The organism is Flavobacterium sp. I3-2 (assembly GCF_013389595.1).
In the GTDB taxonomy this organism is placed as follows: Bacteria; Bacteroidota; Bacteroidia; order Flavobacteriales; family Flavobacteriaceae; genus Flavobacterium.
In genome coordinates this window covers 940,448-957,701 of record NZ_CP058306.1, presented here as the reverse complement: position 1 = coordinate 957,701, position 17,254 = coordinate 940,448, and the positions used below count along the sequence as shown (strand labels likewise).

General features: G+C 31.7%; 16 protein-coding genes. 9 read left to right on the top strand and 7 right to left on the bottom strand.

Translation table 11 applies throughout. From position 1 onward, the window contains the following. The first annotated feature begins 1 nt into the window (after nt 1). The 9 genes from HW119_RS04585 (at nt 2) to HW119_RS04545 (ending at nt 9,836) form a co-directional block, all read left to right on the top strand. Nucleotides 2-1,609 (top strand): BatD family protein, encoded by a 1,608-nt coding sequence (locus HW119_RS04585; RefSeq protein ID WP_177761602.1) that lies wholly within the window; start codon nt 2-4, stop codon nt 1,607-1,609. Beyond that, nucleotides 1,602-2,603, top strand: a complete 1,002-nt coding sequence (locus tag HW119_RS04580; protein ID WP_177761600.1) for a vWA domain-containing protein — start codon at nt 1,602-1,604, stop codon at nt 2,601-2,603. Before HW119_RS04585 ends, HW119_RS04580 begins: the two co-directional genes overlap by 8 nt. Before the next feature lie 3 nt (nt 2,604-2,606). After that, on the top strand, nt 2,607-3,638 hold the full coding sequence (locus HW119_RS04575; protein ID WP_177761598.1) for a vWA domain-containing protein: 1,032 nt from the start codon (nt 2,607-2,609) through the stop codon (nt 3,636-3,638). Nucleotides 3,639-3,647: 9 nt separating this feature from the next. Beyond that, nucleotides 3,648-4,412, top strand: a complete 765-nt coding sequence (locus HW119_RS04570; RefSeq protein ID WP_177761596.1) for a tetratricopeptide repeat protein — start codon at nt 3,648-3,650, stop codon at nt 4,410-4,412. 3 nt (nt 4,413-4,415) lie between these two features. Beyond that, a complete protein-coding gene (locus HW119_RS04565; RefSeq protein WP_177761594.1) occupies nt 4,416-5,267 on the top strand; it encodes a BatD family protein in 852 nt (283 codons plus the stop codon). A gap of 44 nt (nt 5,268-5,311) precedes the next feature. After that, complete coding sequence (locus tag HW119_RS04560; protein ID WP_177761592.1) at nt 5,312-7,126, top strand: BatD family protein; 1,815 nt, start codon at nt 5,312-5,314, stop codon at nt 7,124-7,126. 4 nt (nt 7,127-7,130) lie between these two features. Next, on the top strand, nt 7,131-7,889 hold the full coding sequence (locus HW119_RS04555) for a tetratricopeptide repeat protein (RefSeq protein WP_177761590.1): 759 nt from the start codon (nt 7,131-7,133) through the stop codon (nt 7,887-7,889). 406 nt (nt 7,890-8,295) lie between these two features. Next, nucleotides 8,296-8,958: a hypothetical protein gene (locus HW119_RS04550; RefSeq protein WP_177761588.1), complete on the top strand. Its 663-nt coding sequence runs from the start codon at nt 8,296-8,298 to the stop codon at nt 8,956-8,958. A 5-nt stretch (nt 8,959-8,963) separates the two neighbouring features. Then, a complete protein-coding gene (locus HW119_RS04545; protein WP_177761586.1) occupies nt 8,964-9,836 on the top strand; it encodes a hypothetical protein in 873 nt (290 codons plus the stop codon). A gap of 86 nt (nt 9,837-9,922) precedes the next feature. On the opposite strand, the gene HW119_RS04540 is transcribed toward HW119_RS04545, so the two are convergent. From HW119_RS04540 to HW119_RS04510, 7 genes are all read right to left on the bottom strand, one after another. Then, nucleotides 9,923-11,470 (bottom strand): aldehyde dehydrogenase family protein, encoded by a 1,548-nt coding sequence (locus HW119_RS04540; protein ID WP_177761584.1) that lies wholly within the window; start codon nt 11,468-11,470, stop codon nt 9,923-9,925. 64 nt (nt 11,471-11,534) lie between these two features. Next, nucleotides 11,535-12,068 (bottom strand): 3-hydroxyanthranilate 3,4-dioxygenase, encoded by a 534-nt coding sequence (locus HW119_RS04535; protein ID WP_177761582.1) that lies wholly within the window; start codon nt 12,066-12,068, stop codon nt 11,535-11,537. 8 nt (nt 12,069-12,076) lie between these two features. Next, nucleotides 12,077-13,357: a murein hydrolase activator EnvC family protein gene (locus tag HW119_RS04530; RefSeq protein ID WP_177761580.1), complete on the bottom strand. Its 1,281-nt coding sequence runs from the start codon at nt 13,355-13,357 to the stop codon at nt 12,077-12,079. Between the two features lie 21 nt (nt 13,358-13,378). Then, nucleotides 13,379-14,203 carry a DUF4292 domain-containing protein gene (locus HW119_RS04525; protein ID WP_177761578.1) on the bottom strand — a complete coding sequence of 275 codons (825 nt, stop codon included), beginning with the start codon at nt 14,201-14,203 and terminating at the stop codon, nt 13,379-13,381. A 118-nt stretch (nt 14,204-14,321) separates the two neighbouring features. Next, complete coding sequence (locus HW119_RS04520; protein ID WP_177761576.1) at nt 14,322-15,332, bottom strand: sugar phosphate nucleotidyltransferase; 1,011 nt, start codon at nt 15,330-15,332, stop codon at nt 14,322-14,324. Nucleotides 15,333-15,351: 19 nt separating this feature from the next. Further along, a complete protein-coding gene (gene dut, locus HW119_RS04515) occupies nt 15,352-15,786 on the bottom strand; it encodes a dUTP diphosphatase (protein WP_177761574.1) in 435 nt (144 codons plus the stop codon). Further along, nucleotides 15,783-17,252: an oligosaccharide flippase family protein gene (locus tag HW119_RS04510; RefSeq protein ID WP_177761572.1), complete on the bottom strand. Its 1,470-nt coding sequence runs from the start codon at nt 17,250-17,252 to the stop codon at nt 15,783-15,785. Before HW119_RS04510 ends, dut begins: the two co-directional genes overlap by 4 nt. Between the last annotated feature and the right edge of the window lie 2 nt (nt 17,253-17,254).

Genomic DNA, 17,254 nt, shown 5'->3' with positions numbered 1-17,254 from the left:
AATGAATTTGAAACACATTTTTTTATTAATTATATTCGGATTAAACTTTCAGATGTTTGCACAGAATCCTGTGACATCGCAAGTAGATTCAACTCAAATCAAAATTGGTTCGGCATTTAATTTAACGATTAAAGCTAACGCCAACGAGAATGATAAAGTTGTTTTTCCGGAACAAAAAATGATTGGTGCTTTTGAGGTTTTAGAAGCGACTCCGATTGATACGGTTTTGAACGACCGTAAAATGGAGTTGATTAAAAAATATACGTTAACTCAGTTCGATTCAGGAAAATACGCCGTTCCAAGACTTTCTGTTTTGATTAATGGAAAAAATTATCAAACCGATATTTTTGATGTCGAAGTAACCAATGTTCAGGTTGATACTTTAAAACAACCAATGTATGATATTAAAACCAATTTAGGAAGTTCAACAGACACTTCAAAATTAGTGTATTATATCATCGCTTTGGTTCTTTGTCTTGGATTTGGATTTTTGACTTATTACATCATCAAAAAACGTCAAGAAAAGAATTTAACTGAAGATGATTTATTCAAAACACCACTTGAAAAAATCACGAAACAATTACAACTTTTAGACGGAAAGCGTTTGATTATGAATGGCGATGTAAAAACGTATTATTCTGAAATGACAGATATTACAAGAGATTACATCGAAGAAGTTTTTGATATTCCGGCAAAAGAATCTACAACTGCTGAGTTGATTTTACATCTTCAGAAAACCATCAAAGACAAAAAAATCAAGTTAAGTAAAGAGATTGTAAACGATTTAAAACGTTTGCTACAAAATGCCGATTTGGTAAAGTTCGCTAAAGCTGACCCTCAGATGAGCGAAATCGAAACCGATAGAAAAGTAACTGAAACAATTTCGCTTTCTATCGATAAAGCTTTACCTCGTTTTGCAGAAGAACAATCGTTACGTGTAAAGTTAAGAGAGCAACGTTTTAAGAAACGTAAACAAGTGAGAACTTGGATTCCAATTGCGGTTTCTGCCTTTTTAATTTTAGTTACCGGAAGTGTTTATTTATACAATTCGGTAATGGAAGGCATGCAAATCAATTGGTTCCAAACCAATAAATCGTTATACGAAAAAGAACAATGGGTAACTAGTGATTACGGACTTCCGGGAATCAAATTGTCGACTCCAGAAGTTTTAACTCGTGTTAAAGAAACAACAAAGAAAACAGAGGAATTACAGTCCAATACAGCTACTTTCGTTTATGCAAATCTAAAAACAGATTTGACCATTACAGTAAATACAACTGCAATGAAAACTGATGAAAGTGCTACACCAGAAGATTTATTAAAAGGTAAATTACAGTTATTAGAAAAATCAATGGGAGCAAAGAACATCAAGTCAGAACAAGAATCTTTCAATCAAGAAGGAATCAATGGTGTTCGTGGTGTAGGAACTTTTTCTATTGTAAATCCAGTAACTAATAAAGAGCAAAATCTTCAGTTTGAAACGTATCTTTTTATACAATCAAACGGAGTTCAAGAAGTAACTATTCTAAGTCAAATTGGCGATGAATACGGAACTAAAATCGCTCGTAGAGTAATTGAATCGATACAACTAAGCGTAAACAATGAGTAATATAACTTTTTTACATCCGATATTTTTTTGGTTATTTCTGTTATTACCAGTTTTAGCTTTTCTATGGATTAAGAATAAAAACAAACAGAACGTAGCTTTAAAAATAAGTTCAATCAAAGGATTTCAAGGTAAGAAAACCTTATTAGCCAAATTGCAACCTGTACTTTTTGCTTTAAGATTACTTGCAATTTCAGCCTTGATTGTAGCTTTAGCACGACCACAAACAGTTGACACAAGCACAAAAACGAAGTCAACAAACGGAGTTGATATGGTTATGGCTATGGACGTTTCTGGTTCGATGCTTGCCAAAGATTTAAAACCAAACCGCTTAGAAGCTTTGAAGGTTGTTGCTGGCGATTTCGTTAAAGAACGTACAGACGACCGTTTAGGTTTAGTGGTTTATGCTGCCGAAGCTTATACAAAAGCTCCCGTAACAAGTGATAAAAATGTTTTATTGAATGCTTTGCGCGATGTTAAGTACGACCAAATCATTCAAGACGGAACGGCAATTGGTGTTGGATTAGCAACAGCTGTGAATCGTTTAAAAGACAGTCCAGCTAAAAGTAGAGTTGCGATTCTACTTACCGATGGAGTTAATAATACCGGTTTGGTTGACCCAATGATGGCAGCCGAGATTGCTAAAGAGTATAAAATCAAAGTTTATACGATTGGAATTGGCACCAACGGAATGGCCGATTATCCGTATGCGATTACTCCTGATGGTAAAATTCAATATCAGAAAATGAAGGTTGAAATTGACGAAGCTTTAATGAAATCGATTGCCAAAACAACTGGCGGAAAATATTTTAGAGCAACTGACAACCAATCATTAAAACAAATTTATGATGAAATCAATCAGTTAGAAAAAACCAAAATAGACGAACAAAAATTCGTTCAGCGTAATGAGTTATTTCGTTCGTTAGCTTTATTCGCTTTATTATTATTGGTTATTGAATTGATTTTAAGACGTACAATTTTCAAAGGATTTATATAAAATATGTGGGAATTCGATAATGCAAAGTATTTTTATTTATTGCTACTACTACCCGTTTTAGCAGCAATATTTCTATGGAATACACTTTGGAAAAAGAAAAAGATTGCTGAATTTGGTTCGGGAGATTTCCTAAAAAAGTTGGCTCCGGATGCATCAACTTCAAAAGGAATTGTAAAAGCAGTTCTTGCATTGGCAACTGTTTTTTTCTTAGTAATTGGAATTGTTAATCCGAAAATTGGAACCAAATTAGAAACCGTAAAACGCCAAGGAATTGATATTGTTTTTGCGATTGACGTTTCTAAAAGTATGCTGGCAGAAGATATTGCTCCATCGCGTTTAGCCAAAACAAAACAATTGGTTTCACAGATTATTAATAATTTAGGTTCAGACCGAATCGGAATTGTGGGTTATGCCGGAACAGCTTTCCCGATGTTGCCAATAACTACAGATTACAACATGGCTAAAATGTATCTTCAGGATATGAATACCGATATGGTTTCATCGATGGGAACAGCTTTAAGCGATGCTATTCAAGTTGGAAGCGAATATTTTGACGACCCGAACACAAGTAAATTAATGATTTTAATTTCGGATGGTGAAGACCACGGTGAAGGAATTTCAGAAGCAGTTGAAATTGCAAAAGCCAAAGGAATTAAAATCATCACCATCGGAGTTGGAACCGAAAACGGAGGTCAAATTCCTTTAAAAGTAAACGGTAAAATTACAGGTTACAAACAAGATAGCGAAGGAAATACCGTAATTACCAAATTAGATAAAAGTACTTTAGAAGAAATCGCTAAAGCAACTGGCGGAAGATTTATCTACGGAAGTAGCACAAAAGAAGTGGTTGATTTAGTTAACGAATCACTTCAAAACATTGAAAAAACAGATTTTGAATCGCAACAAATAGCCGACTTTCAATCTCAATTCCAATGGTTTATTGGATTGGCACTTTTATTATTGATTTTAGATTTATTTGTCTTAGAGAGAAAAACTTCTTGGTTAGCAAAACGAAACATTTTTAACGAAAAATAATTTTAGGAAATGAAAAACATCTTTTTAATACTTCTTAGTTTTGTTTCCGTACAAATGTTTGCACAAAAGCCAACAACGCAAATCGTTCAAGGAAATAAACAATACAATACACGTAATTATGCACAAGCAGAGGCTTTGTATCGTTCAGCTTTTTCGCAAGACGATAAAAGTACTTTTGCTGCTTACGACAAAGGAAATGCGATTTACCGTCAATATCAAACCAATGAATCAGTTGGTTCCTATCAACAAGCTTTAAAATCAGCTAAAACAAAAGACGAAAAACATCGTATTTATCATAATTTAGGAAATGCTTTTATGAAGCAAAAAAATTATGGTGCTGCCGTTGAAGCTTATAAAAATGCTTTGAGAAATAATCCAAATGATGAAGAAACGAGATATAATTTTGCTTTAGCTAAACAAATGCAAAAAGATAATCCGAATCAAGATAACAACGATAATAAGGATAATAAAGATAATAAAGATAACAAAGACAATAAGGATCAGGATAAGAAAGACGACAAAAAAGATCAAGACAAAAACGATCCAAAAGATAAAGGCGACGATAAGAAAGACGACAAAGGTGATGAGCCGAAAGACGATAAAAAAGATCAAGGAAAACAAGATCCGCAGCAACAAAAACAAGATCAAAGCAAACAACAAATGGAAAATATGTTGAATGCTTTGAACAACCAAGAACAAAAAGTCAGAGAACGAGTTCAAGGTCGTGAACGTGAAGGTAAACCTGTTAAAGTAAATAATACTAAAGATTGGTAAATCATGAGATTTATAACAAATATTTGTTGTGCTTTAGTACTGCTTTTTTCAACAATTACATGGAGTCAGGTAACTTTTGTGTCTGAAGTAGGTAGAGATAGTATAGGAATTAATGAACGTATCGAGGTTAGGTTTACCGTGAACCAAGAAGGAGATAATTTTAACCCACCCAAATTTGAAAACTTCAAAGTTGTTCGTGGTCCTACGCAGTCCGAAAGTCTATCGTGGATTGACGGCCGAACTTCATATAACAAAATTTATTCTTATTATTTAGCTCCAGAAAAAAAAGGAAACCTACAAATTGATGTCGCAACATTTGAATTCGAAGGAATCGTTTATAAATCAAATGTTGTATATGTAAAAGTTGGAAATGCTGTAGAAAAGAAAGATCATTACGGAAATAGTACAAGTCAACATTTGAAGAAAATGGAAGAAGAAGTTTTTTTAGAGCGTGAAATTTCTAATACCAATCCGTTTGTAAACGAACCAATTTCAGTGATTTACAAACTGTATGTAAGTGAAAATTTTGGAATTAATGTATTAAAAGAGTCTCTTCCTGAGTATAAAAACTTTTTAATTGATTCCATTAATGAAAAAGTAAAAGATTTTCAAGTAAAAGAATATAAAGGAGAAACATATCGTTATGTTATTTTACGTGAAGTAGTTTTAGTTCCTTTGAAAGAAGGTGAATTAATTTTAGATTCGTACGAATTGAATCTTGAAATTGAATCGATAACTGGGTATTCTCATACTCGTCATGCTTTTGAATTAGACATTTCAGAAGAAGTTCGCTCAACAGGAACAAACATAATTAATGTAAAACCACTTTCAGATATAAAAAATAAGAAGCTGTAAAATTTTTATTAACTATAAAAATAAAAGTACAAAAGATTGGTAAAATGAAATTTATAACAAATATTAGTTGTGCTTTAGTGCTACTTTTTTCTTCATTAGCTTGGAGTCAGTTCACTTTTGTGTCTGAAGTAAGTAGAAATAGTATAGGAATTAATGAACGTATTGAGGTTCGGTTTTCGATGAATCAAGACGGAGATAATTTCAACCCACCAAACTTTGAGAACTTCAAAGTTGTTGGCGGTCCTATGCATTCCGTGAGTCAAGTTTGGGTGAATGGAAAAGCTTCGTTTACTAAGAGTTTTTCGTATTATTTAGTTCCTGAAAAGAAAGGAATCTTACAAATTGGAACTGCAACCATTGAGTACAGAGGAACTGTTTATAAATCAAATGTTGTAACTGTAAAAGTTGGTGATGCGGTTCAACAGCAACAACGTCAACAACAAAACTACGGATATGGTGGATATTACGGAAGGCAACCTCAAAGTCAACCTCAAATTGATCGAAGTAAAATGGGCGAAGGTATTTTCTTGGATAGAGAAATTTCAAATACCAATCCGTATGTAAACGAACCCATTACTGTGGTTTACAGATTGTATGTGAGTCATAATGCTGGTGTAAGAAATATCGGTCAAGCCGAATTACCAAAGTATAAAAATTTCTGGAGCCATACCATTGACGAAAAAGAAATGCGTGTTCAAGTCGGACAATACAAAGGAAAAGAATATCGATATATTGTTCTACAAAAAGTAGTTTTATTACCATTAAAAGACGGAACTTTAGATTTAGAACCTTTTGAGTTGAATTTACAAATCGAATCAATGACGGGTAGATATGATATCTTTGGTGCTCCAGAAATTGTTTTAAACGAAAAACAATATTCAACAGGAAGTAAAAAAATCAATGTAAAACCATTACCTTTAGAAAATCAACCTATTGATTTTACGGGAGCTGTAGGAAAATTTGACTTTAAAGTTACGCCAAATAAAACAACTGTTAAGGCAAACGAAACTATCGAATTAAACGTTTCGGTTAACGGAAGTGGAAATTTAGATTTACTTAATTTACCAAAACCAGTGGCACCGGCTGTATTAGAAATTTACGATCCACAATTGATTGAAAAAATCAATAAGAACATCAAAACCGGAATGGACGGTTCTAAAACCGAAAAATACACGATTGTTCCGCAGTACAAAGGTAAATACGTAATCAAACCGATGTCGTTTAGTTACTTTGATGTTGCGTCTAAAACGTATAAAACCATTACGAGCGAAGAAATCGTAATCGATGTAACCGAAGGTCCAGAATTACCAACAAATCTTCCAGAAAAAGATGAGTTAAGTAATAGCGATGTATTTGTTGATATTGTGAAAGAAGTAAATTTCGACACTGAAGAAAAATCGAATTTCTTTGATACCAATTTATTCTACTTTTTATTAATTGCTCCGATTGTAGCGATGCCTTTAGTGGTTTTAGTTGATAGACAACGTAAAAAAGCTGCAGGCGATATCGTTGGAAACCGATTGAGAACAAATAATCGTTTAGCGAAAAAATATTTAGGTGAAGCCAAGCGTAATTTAGGAAACAAAGACAAGTTCTATGAAGCTTTAGAACGTTGTTTACATAATTTCCTGAAAGCAAAATTACATATCGAAACTTCTGAAATGAGTAACGATATTATTGTAGAAACGCTTCGAAACAAAAACATTTCCGAAGAAAGTATTCAAGCATTTATGCATTTGAAAGAAACTTGCGAAATGGCGCGTTATTCGCAAATGAGCGTCGAAACAATGAACAATGATTATGCGCAAGCAGCCGATGTTATTTCGAGCTTAGAGAAACAATTTAAAACTTTAAAATAAGAATATGAGAATTTTAAATATCCTTTTGGTATTTCTTATTTCCGGGATTTCGATGGCGAATACCATCGATCCGGTTAAGGTTTTTGATGAAGCGAACGCTTTATACGAACAAAAGAATTACGAAGTAGCAATAGAAAAATACGAATCTTTGGTTGATAAAAATTACCAAGCCGAAGCCGTATATTTTAATTTAGGAAATGCTTATTATCAATTGCAACAAGTAGCGCCGAGTATTTATAATTATAAAAAAGCACTGAAAATAAATCCGGATAATACTGCAGCGAAAACCAATTTAAAGTTCGCTGATAAAATGAAACTAGACGAATTTGACAAAAAAATAAAATTAAATTCAAGTCAAATCACACATAATACCATTGGATTTTTTGATATGAACGAATGGGGAATTACCGCAATTGTAGCTATTTTTTTGATTTTAATAAGTTTTGTTATTTTTTATTTTAGCCAGAATCCCACGGTCAAAAAAGTATTTTTTACTTTACAAATTGTTTTAGGATTTGTAACAATTATAAGTATCGTTTCAGCATTTTCAGAACAAAGTTTTCAAAAATCAGAACGTTATGCGATTGTTTTTAACGAAGAAGTTTCTTTAAAAGTAGAACCTAGAACTTCGGCTAAAAACGCGCAAATCATACATGAAGGAACCGAAGTTTTTATCGAAGAAGAAACTACCAAATGGTACAAAGTTATTTTACCCAATCAAATTTCAGGTTGGATTTTGAAAGAAGCAGTTAGAGAAATATAAAATTAAACCATCGTTTTTGCGATGGTTTTTTTGTTCGAAAACTAAAATTTGACATTTTCTACTATACGCTTAAGTTTTTATGAGTTATTTTTTGGTTTTACTGTCTGAATAATTTTCTATGAAATTTAATATTTAATTGGGCTTTTTCTAGACTAAATCAATTGTTTGTGATTAAAGTTAATTTTTTTACGTATGTTTTGTGTTTTAATGATTTTATAATTTATTGTTGTGTTGTATTATTATTATTATTATTATTATTATTATTATTATTGCTCTTGAAATTTAACATAAAATAATGATTTATGTTTGGTTTTGTTGTTGAGAATTTTGAATCCGGATAAAGAATTTCTAACAAATTATTCAACCATTTATTAACTAGGTGTATAACCTATTAAATTGATTAAAAATGAACAAATTCAAGAAAATAACATTAGGGCTTTTAGGAGCGGCTTTATTAACTACAGGTTTGTATTCTTGTAGTAACGATAACGAAACAACAGACGCACAACAAACAGAAAATAAAACAGCTAATGCAAGAACAGCTAGTAGTGTGATCAAGCAATATTATGGAACTGATATGCATGTTTTGAAAACTGTTAAGGTAATCAACGGAGATGAAAATTGTGTTTTAACTAAATATGAATTCCCTTCAAATGATTATATTGGAGTTTATACATTATCTGATGCTAATGGAGAAATAGAATTTTTAATTGAAATAGATAAAAATAAAGAGGAAATAAAATCTTTTGAAATTTCAAATAATCAAGTTGTGTTAATCTCTGATTTAGCTGAAATTCCAGTGTTAAAGAAAACGAATTTTGATTTAATAGATGCTGCTATATCTATTCGTGCTGAATTTCCTGTTTTTAATTCACCTAGATTTTGGGGTTGGGATTGCACAAGGACAACCAATCATGATAAATTAACTGGTGAGGTAGTGTCATGTCAATTAGATTGTGTTTATGTTACTTTATGGTCTAAGGTTTCAAAAACTGAAACATTTCGTTGTAATGATGCTAATGGACCTAAACCTCATACAATAACTAAAGAAAATGTTTTACTAATTTAAGAATTATGAAGAGTTTTGTTTTTTTTAGTCTATTACCAATAATTTTATTTGCGCAACAACATAAAATACAATTGATAAACAAAGAAACCAGAGAACCTTTGCAGTTTGTCGAGTTGTTGTACAACAACGAAACTTTGTTTTCAGATAAAAACGGTAACGTTTTTATTGATTTCAATTCCGATAAAATTGAAGTTTTAGACGGGAATTACAAACCGAATCTTATCGAAATTTCTGCAACTACCCAAAGTATTGAGTTGCAGAATTCTGTAACCGAATTAGACGAGATGGTAATTAGCAAAAAACCAAGGAAGATTATCAATCCTCAGAAAAAAAAGTTATTTAAATATTTTCCTGTTCAATCTGACGGTGTTATTTTAAACGAAATTATATTTAACAAAGAATATCAAAATAAATATTTACGAAAAATTTATTTTAAAAGTTTACCCGAATCTTATATCCCGTCTATAGATGGTTATTCATCAGAAGATTTTAAAAAGATAAAAAATGCTACTCAAATTTTAAGAATTAATATTTTTGATACTGATAAAAAACTACTATTTAGTTCTAAACCTATAGAGTTTATTTCAAAAAATAAAAATTTTTTTGAAATCGATATTGAAGATGATATTTTATTAACTGACAAACCCATTTTTATTGAAATTCAAGTTCTTGGTGCGGTTGATGAGATGGGATATTTTATTGATAAAAAAATTAAAATGTCTATTCGTCCAGAACAAGCTCGTAATGCTCCTAAAGAATATGAAGTGAAAATTTGGTATAAAATACGAAATTCTAAATTTGACTATTTGGATTATAATAAAATTAATATGTATAAAAGCTACATTAATTTTGGTTTCGAATTAGAGGATATAGATTAGGATTAAACAAAAAAGAAAGCTTTATCGGCTTTCTTTTTTTGTTGTAAAAAAAAAAAAACAGACCCGAAAGTCTGTTTTAAATATTTTTAGAAATCAAATTTAATTCCTTGTGCTAACGGAAGTTGCGTTCCGTAGTTGATTGTATTGGTTTGTCTTCTCATATAAACTTTCCAAGCATCAGAACCAGATTCTCTTCCTCCTCCAGTTTCTTTTTCTCCACCAAATGCACCACCAATTTCAGCACCAGAAGTTCCGATGTTTACGTTAGCGATTCCACAGTCAGAACCTGCTTGAGAAAGGAATAATTCAGCTTCTCTTAAGTTGTTTGTAAAGATAGAAGAAGATAATCCTTGAGGAACTCCGTTTTGCATATCGATAGCTTCTTCGATTGTGCTGTATTTTAAAACGTATAAAATTGGAGCAAAAGTTTCTTCTTGTACAATTTCGAATTCGTTTTTAGCTTCAATGATACAAGGTTTTACGTAGCATCCGCTTTCGTAACCTTCACCTTCTAAAACGCCACCTTCAACGATGATTTTTCCACCTTCTTTTTTCGCTTTTTCGATTGCATTTAAGTAATCAGTAACAGCTCCTTTATCGATTAGTGGTCCAACGTGATTGTTTTCGTTTAATGGATTTCCAATGTTTAATTGAGCATAAGCTTTTTGTAAGGTTTCGATAGTTTTGTCGTAAACACTTTCGTGAACGATTAAACGACGTGTTGAAGTACAACGTTGACCTGCTGTACCAACAGCTCCGAAAACTGCTCCAACTAACACCATTTGTAAATCTGCATGTTCAGAAACGATGATTGCGTTATTTCCACCTAATTCTAAAATAGTTTTTCCGAAACGTTCAGCAACTGTTTTAGATACGTGACGACCAATTCTTGTAGATCCTGTGAAAGAAACTAAAGGAATACGTTTGTCGTTATTCATTAAATCTCCACAAGCGTTTCCTGTAACTAAACAGCTAACTCCTTCTGGAATATTGTTATCTTTTAATACTTTAGCGATGATGTTTTGGCAAGCAACTGCGCATAAAGGTGTTTTTGAAGATGGTTTCCAAATACAAACGTCTCCACAAATCCATGCTAACATCGTGTTCCAAGACCAAACTGCAACTGGGAAGTTAAATGCAGAAATGATTCCAACAATTCCGATTGGGTGGTATTGCTCGTACATTCTGTGCATTGGTCTTTCTGAATGCATCGTTAATCCGTAAAGTTGACGAGATAAACCAACTGCGAAATCACAGATGTCGATCATTTCTTGAACTTCACCTAAGCCTTCTTGTAAACTTTTTCCCATTTCATAAGAAACCAATTTACCTAAAGCGTCTTTGTTTTCGCGTAAAGCGTCTCCCATCTGACGAACTAAATCACCTCTTTTAGGAGCAGGAACCATTCTCCAAGTTTTGAAAGCTTCAGAAGCTTTTACCATTGCTTGTTCGTAATCTTCAGCAGTTGAAGTTTTTACTTTTCCGATTAGTTTTCCTGTAGCAGGTGAATATGATTCAATGATTGTACCGTTTGAAAACCAGTTGTTTCCTGTTGAAGTACCTTCGTTAATTTCTTTTAATCCTAATTTTTGTAATGCTTCTTCTATTCCGAAATCAGCGGCTTGATTTGTCATTTTTCGTTTTTTGATATTAGTTGCGCTAATATACAAATAATTAAAAATCTAAGCTAAAAATTATTTATTTAATAAAACGTTTGTCAACTTCCATGGTGTGGTTACATTTTGTACAAGTTCTTAACGTTTCTGAATTGTAAAAATGTTGAAAATGTGATAAAAAATCAGTTTCTATATTGTTTAATGGAAAATAAACTTCGTGTAATTTTTCATTGCAATTATCACAAAACCACAATAAACCATCTTTTGCTGTTGATTTATTACGTTTTCTTTCTACAACTAAGCCAACAGAATTTTCAGTTCGAATTGGAGAATGTGGAATTTTTGCTGGAAGTAGAAACATATCTCCAGTACTTAATTCTAAAACTTCTTTTCCGTTTTCGGTTTGTACTGCAACTTGAATAGTTCCTTCTAATTGATAAAACAATTCTTCTGTTTCGTTGTAATGATAATCTTTACGAGCATTTGGTCCACCAACAATCATCACAATATAATCTTCAGATTCTACATAAATATTTTTATTAGAAACTGGTGGTTTCAACAAATGTTTGTTGCCCGAAATCCATTGTTGTAAATTAAAAGGTTTTATCAATTTCATTATCTAAATTATTTTGTGCTGATCCAAGATTCCGGGTTCATAAACGTATCATTCTGTGAAATAACAAATTTAAGAACAGCTTTTCCTTCGTGATTATTTGAGATGGTTCCAATTTTTTGTTTGGTTGAAACTTTTTGCCCATCACTTACAGAAATAGAACTTAGATTTTGATAAATACTTACATATTCTCCGTGTCGAATGTAAACCAATTTGATGTTTCCGATATTTTGAATTTTGAAAACTTCTCCTTCAAAAACCGCACGAACGGAACTACCCGATTCGGTTGTTATTTCAACGCCACTATTATGAACGGTTACATTTGGCATTCCAGGTAGAGGTTGATCTCCATATTTCATTGAGATAAAACCTTTTTCTACAGGCCACGGTAAACGTCCACGATTTGTTTTGAAACTGTTAGAAAGCGTTTTTTCTTCAGGAGTCAAATCAAATTTCGTTGAGCTAACCGTAGATGTTTTTGTAGGTGTTTCTTTTTTACCAGTTGCTTTTTCTTTTGCCAGACGTTCTTTCTCTGCTTTTTCTTTTGCTTTTCTGTTTGCTTCAGCAATTGCTTTTTGAATTACGGCTTTTATTTCGCGATCAATTTTTTTAGATTCAGCTTGTTTATCTCTGATTTGTTTGTCGTATTTTTTTTGATCTTTTTTGACTTCAGCCAATAATTGATTTTGAATTTTCTTATCGTCTTCTAAAACTTTACGTTCTTTTTCTTGTTCAGCTAAAATTGCTTGTTGTTTTACTTTCTGAATTTCCAAACGCTTGGTAAGCTCTTGCAATTCAATTGTTTTTTCTTTTATTTCATCTCCTTGCGTTTTTCTAAAATTGGCATATTGCTTCATATATTGCATACGTTTGTAGGCTTGTAAGAAATTATCTGAAGATAAAATAAATAAAATTCGGCTTTGTTCTGAACGCGTTTTATATGATTTTACAATTGTTTTGGCATAATCGGCTTGTAAAACTTTAAGCTCACGTTTTAGTTTATTTGATTGTAAAGTTGCCGTGTAAATATCATCTGATAATACACGGTTTTGTTTTTGCGAATTATTAATTAGCTCAGTTGATAGTTTTATTTTTTTATTCTGATTTGTAATTTCATTGAAAATATTGCGCTCTTTCTTTTTTTCAGAATTCAGTAAAGTTTGCACTTCCTTAATTTCTTTAAGGATTTGCGCTTTTCTGTTTTCTAATTTACGTTGCTGTTCTTCATAATCTTGCGAATAGGATGAAATGGTAATGAAGAAAGTAACTAGTATTAATAAAATTCGTTGCATTGAATAAAAAGTTTGTCAAATTTAATTAAAATTTATTTCTTTTGAACCATTAGGAATTTTATAAGGAAAAGAAATATTCGGATTCAAATCTATTTTTTTGTAATTGATATTCAAATTCGTTTCATCTTTTTGAATCGCACGAATTAATAAATTTAATGGTAACAAAACATCATTTTTATTTTGATACGATAAATAGTCAATAACCAATTTGTCGTTTGAATCTTTTTGTTGGATAACTTCTTGTTTCATTCGAGCTAATCCATCTAATACAAAAACAAGTGACAAATCATTTGTGTTTTTATATAATTTATAAAGACCATCCTCGACCTTAGTCGTTAATTCTTCTTCGGCTAAATTAAAAACAGAGGTTCCGAGTAATAAATTTTCAATTTGATTGTAATCTAAATTCGTTCCTAAAAAATTACTTATGAATTCGAAATCACCGTCATAAAAAGTTCCGTTCAGAATTTCGTAATAGCTTACTCTTTTTGGTGTGATTAATATTTTTGCTCCAGTAAAACCAAATTTTTTAATCGAAATCAGAATTGTCTCATCTTTCTGAATACGAATATCTGCGCTAAGACTTTCGTTAAAACTTTTATTTTTAAATTCAATATCAGCATTAATTTGTAGCGTATTGAAATTTTTATTCAAAGCGTAATGGTCGTTTACTGCCTTAAGATACGTTAGATTTTCTTTTTTGGAAGGAGCTCTATCGCCATCATTGATTATGATTATTTCCTTAAACAACGAATCATTTGTTGATGCATTGTCAGTTAGATTTTTTTTGCTTTTACAAGAAAATAAAACGGTCGATAGAATAAAGAATAAAACAGCTTTTTTCATAGGTTAAAATATACGCAAATGTAGTCGAACTTTTATCAAAAACTATTCCTTTTAAATGAAAAATTCCGTTTCTGAAAATGAAAACGGAATTTTTAAAATTTATTGTTTGATTTGAAAATTATTCTAATACAGAATAATCTCCAATACTGATATTTGTGAATTTGCCATCAAATTTTGCGTGATTTCCGACCATTGCATTGTCTAAATCTGCATTTGTAATTGTTGAATTCGTTTGAATTAAACTGTTTTTAATGGTAGCATTTTCAACTTTTGAATGATTTCCTAAAGAAACATTTGGACCAACAGTTGCATTTTTTATAATAACATTTTCTCCAATGTAACAAGGTGCGATAATTGTTGAATTTTCGATTGATGCTGAAGCAGCAACCATGTTTTCACCATCAGCATGTAAGAAATTCAACATGCGATTGTTTGTGTCAACCGTTACGTTTTTGTTTCCACAATCCATCCATTCATCAACTTTACCCGGAACAAAACGTAAACCTTTTTGCTTCATGTTTTCTAAAGCATCGGTTAACTGATATTCTCCGCCTTTTTCGATGTTGTTATCTAAAAGATATTCTAATTCTGAACGTAAATTTTCTGCTGATTTAAAGAAGTAAATTCCAATAATAGCTAAATCAGAAACAAACTCTTTTGGTTTTTCAACGAAATCAACAATTTCATTTTTGTCGTTTAATTGAACTACTCCAAAAGCAGAAGGATCTTCAACTGCTTTTACCCAAATAACAGAATCTGCAGTTGCATCTAAAGAAAAATCTGCACGGAATAACGTATCTGCGTAAGCAACTACAATTGGACCTTGCATCGATTCTTTAGCACATAAAATGGCATGAGCTGTTCCTAAAGCTTCGTTTTGATAATAAATAGTTCCTTTAGAGCCTAATTTCTCAGCAATTGCAATTAAGTCTTTTTCAACATCTTTTCCGAAACTTTCGTGAATGATAAAAGCGATTTCTTCAATTGGTTGATTGATTACTTTTGCAATATCTTCAACCAAACGGTGCACGATTGGTTTTCCTGCAATTGGAATTAATGGTTTTGGTGTAGTTAATGTATGTGGACGTAAACGAGAACCGCGTCCGGCCATGGGTACAATAATTTTCATTTGTTTTAATTTTGGTTTATTATTTCACGCCCGTGCTTCCAAATCCGCCAGCACCGCGTTCTGTTGTTGATAATTCTTCTACTTCAATCCATTCAGCACGTTCGTGCTTTGCAATGACCATTTGCGCAATGCGTTCGCCGTTTTCAACTACAAATGTTTCTTTTGATAAATTGGCTAAAATCACCCCAACTTCACCGCGATAATCTGCATCGATGGTTCCTGGTGAATTTAAACAAGTAATCCCTTTTTTTAATGCTAATCCGCTTCTTGGACGCACTTGAGCTTCGAATCCAATTGGTAATTCCATGAATAATCCAGTCGGAATTAAAGCGCGTTCCATTGGTCCGATTAAGATTGGTTCTGATAAATTTGCGCGTAAATCCATTCCTGCAGAAGCAATAGTTTCATAACTTGGCAACGGATGTTGCGATTTATTAATAATGTTTATTTTCATTTTTTAAGTACAGATTTAAGTATGCGTTGAATCATTACTCTTTCGTTGTAATAAATCATTCCTACGAAGATAAGAAGGAAAGTTATTCCGATAAAATAATTTTCTCTGAAATTATAAAAATAGGTAAATGCAAATACAATTGATGTTCCTAAATACAATCCGATTATTTTTTTATCGTACGGAATCGGATAAGACTTTTGTCCTAATACATAAGAAATTAACATCATAGTTGCATAAGCGAGTAATGTTGTAATGGCTGCACCTAATAATCCAATAATCGGAATTAAGATGAAATTTAAAACAACTGTTACAATTGCTCCAACAATTGAAATGTATGCGCCGATTTTTGTTTTATCCTGAATTTTGTACCAAACCGATAAATTGGTGTAAATCCCTAACATTAAATTTGCTAAGATTATGTAAGGAACAATTTCCATCGCAAACCAATAATCTTTTTGAGGAATATAAAATACTTTGATTAAATCTGAAAAAACAACAATGGTTAACATTGCTAAGCTTCCAAAAATCACAAAGTACTTGGTAACTGTAGCGTATTTTATTGGCGCGTCATCATTTTTGGCATAACTAAAAAAGAAAGGTTCAATTCCCATTGAATAAGCCGTTCGGAATAAAATCATAAAAACACCAATCTTATAAATAGCACCATAACTTGCTAATCCTAAATCTACAAAACTTTCTGGAAGTAATTCTTTTAAAAAAACCTTATCAAAAGTTTCGTTTATAACAAAAGCCAAACCTCCAATCATCACAGGAAAACTATACATAATCATCTCTTTCCACAACGATTTATTGAACTTCAACTTCAGTTTTAAATAATGATTTGAAAGTAGCAGTAATGTGATTCCGCTGGCAATTAAATTCGCAAGAAATAAATAACCTACTTGGAAACCGAAATTATAATATGCAGCGATTTTATCTGTTGGATTTTGAAGTAAAAACTTCGGTATTAAATACAATAAAATAACAGTCAATCCGGCATTTACAACCACATTTGTAATTTTGATAAAACTGTATTTTATCGGTCTTTGTTGTGCTCGTAAAATCGCAAATGGAATAACAACCAACGTATCTAAAACTAAAATCCAAATTAAATAAGATACTACAATGGGCGGAATCTCAAAATATAAATCAATCGATTCTTTAAAGAGGTAAATTCCTCCGAGGAAAATTGCACAAACAGCCATTAAAAATAAAATGGTATTATTTATAACTTCGTTTTTATTTTCTTTTTTGTTGTAAAATCTAAAGAAAGCTGTTTCCATTCCAAAAGATAAGATGACATTGAAAAACATCATCCACGAAAATATTAGCGTGTAATCTGCGTACGCATCTTTTGGAAGCCAATCGATGTGATACGGTGCCATGATAAAACCAATCATTTTTGGAACAACAGTGGCAATTCCGTAAATTAATGTTTGACCAAAAAGTTTTTTATATACGCTCAAAA